The sequence below is a fragment of the Streptococcus sp. GMD1S genome (assembly GCF_000296875.1).
GTDB lineage: Bacteria > Bacillota > Bacilli > Lactobacillales > Streptococcaceae > Streptococcus.
In genome coordinates, this window is sequence record NZ_AJQY01000112.1 from 1 (window position 1) to 1848 (window position 1848).

The 1848-nt window shown below is 41.6% G+C and carries 1 protein-coding gene and 1 pseudogene; both read left to right on the forward strand.

Annotated features, from left to right (window positions below):
• On the forward strand, positions 1-1410 hold a 1410-nt coding region (locus GMD1S_RS07430), incomplete at its 5' end, for a putative polysaccharide biosynthesis protein (protein ID WP_000320515.1).
• A gap of 202 nt (positions 1411-1612) precedes the next feature.
• Positions 1613-1848 (forward strand): annotated as a pseudogene (locus GMD1S_RS07435) (peptide ABC transporter ATP-binding protein); the annotation flags it as partial.

Consider the following 1848-nt stretch of genomic DNA (forward strand, 5'->3'; position numbering starts at 1 on the left):
GTTGCGGTCGCCAAACAAGTGGCTAAGTACAATACCATGCGAGAAGAAGAGCATAGCTTTGCCTTGATTCGGAGTTTTCTAAGCTTTATGACGGGCTTGGGCTTAGTCTTTGCTTTGGTCTTGTATCTCTTTTCTCCCTGGTTAGCAGATTTGTCAGGTGTGGGGAAAGACCTGATTCCCATCATGCAGAGCTTGGCTTGGGCGGTCTTGATTTTCCCATCTATGAGTGTCATCCGAGGATTCTTCCAAGGGATGAATAACCTCAAACCCTATGCTATGAGTCAAATCGCCGAGCAGGTGATCCGTGTTATCTGGATGTTGATGGCAACCTTCTTCATTATGAAGATGGGTTCTGGTGACTACTTATCAGCCGTTACCCAATCGACCTTTGCGGCCTTTGTGGGGATGGTGGCAAGTTTTGCAGTTTTGATCTACTTCCTTGCTCAAGAAGGTTTGCTTAAAAGAGTTTTTGAAACACGGGATAAAATCAATAGTAAGCGACTCTTAGTCGATACGATCAAGGAAGCCATTCCATTTATCCTGACAGGATCAGCCATCCAACTCTTCCAGATTTTAGACCAGATGACCTTTATCAATAGTATGAAGTGGTTTACTAACTACAGCAATGAAGACTTGGTTGTCATGTTTTCTTATTTCTCTGCCAATCCTAATAAAATTACCATGATTTTAATCTCTGTGGGAGTTTCAATTGGGAGTGTCGGCTTGCCGCTGTTGACGGAAAACTATGTAAAAGGCGACTTACCGGCAGCAGCTCGCCTAGTCCAAGATAGTCTCACCATGCTCTTCTTATTTCTACTGCCGGCAACGGTTGGAGTGGTCATGGTAGGGGAGCCTCTTTATACAGTCTTTTACGGTAAGCCAGATAGTCTGGCCATGGGCTTATTTGTCTTTGCAGTTTTGCAGTCTACTATCCTAGGCTTGTATATGGTCTTGTCTCCTATGCTTCAGGCTATGTTCCGAAACCGCAAGGCAGTTCTTTACTTTATCTATGGTTCCATTGCTAAGATCGTCTTGCAATTGCCAACCATTGCTATTTTCCATAGTTACGGTCCCTTGATTTCAACGACTATCGGTTTGATTATTCCGAATGTCCTGATGTACCGAGACATCTGCCAGGTAACGGGTGCTCGTCGAAAGATAATCTTGAAGCGAACCATTTTGATTACCATCTTGACCCTTGTCATGTTTATCCTAGTTGGCTTCTTGCAGTGGCTACTCGGTTTTGTCTTCCAACCAAGTGGACGTTTTTGGAGTTTCCTTTATGTGGCTCTCATCGGAGGGCTTGGAGGAGGTCTTTATGGTTTGATGAGCCTACGGACACGACTCTTGGACAAGATAATCGGCAAAGCTCAAGCAGACCGACTACGTACACGATTGAAAATATCGTAAAAAGATTTATAAATAAAAGCATTGAATTTAACCTTTCTTTAACAGAAAGGTTTTTATACTACATTTTTCTTAAAAAAAGAGAACTTTTTCTAAAATCAAGAGCAAAAAATATGCTTTTTTAAGTTTTTCTTCAGAAATTACTTGACTAAATAAAACCAAAGCTGTATAATAAGACAAAACTTTTAAACAGGAGGTTCTGGAAATGAAAAAGTCTAAGGCCAAGTATCTGACACTTGCAAGTGTCGTGTTAAGCGCAGGTATCTTACTGAGCGCATGTGGAAATTCAAGTAGCGCTACTAAAACATATAACTATGTTTATTCGAGCGATCCATCTAGTTTGAACTATCTTGCAGAAAACCGTGCAACAACCAATGACATCGTGACCAATTTGGTGGATGGGTTGATGGAAAATGACCAATACGGTAACTATGTTCCATC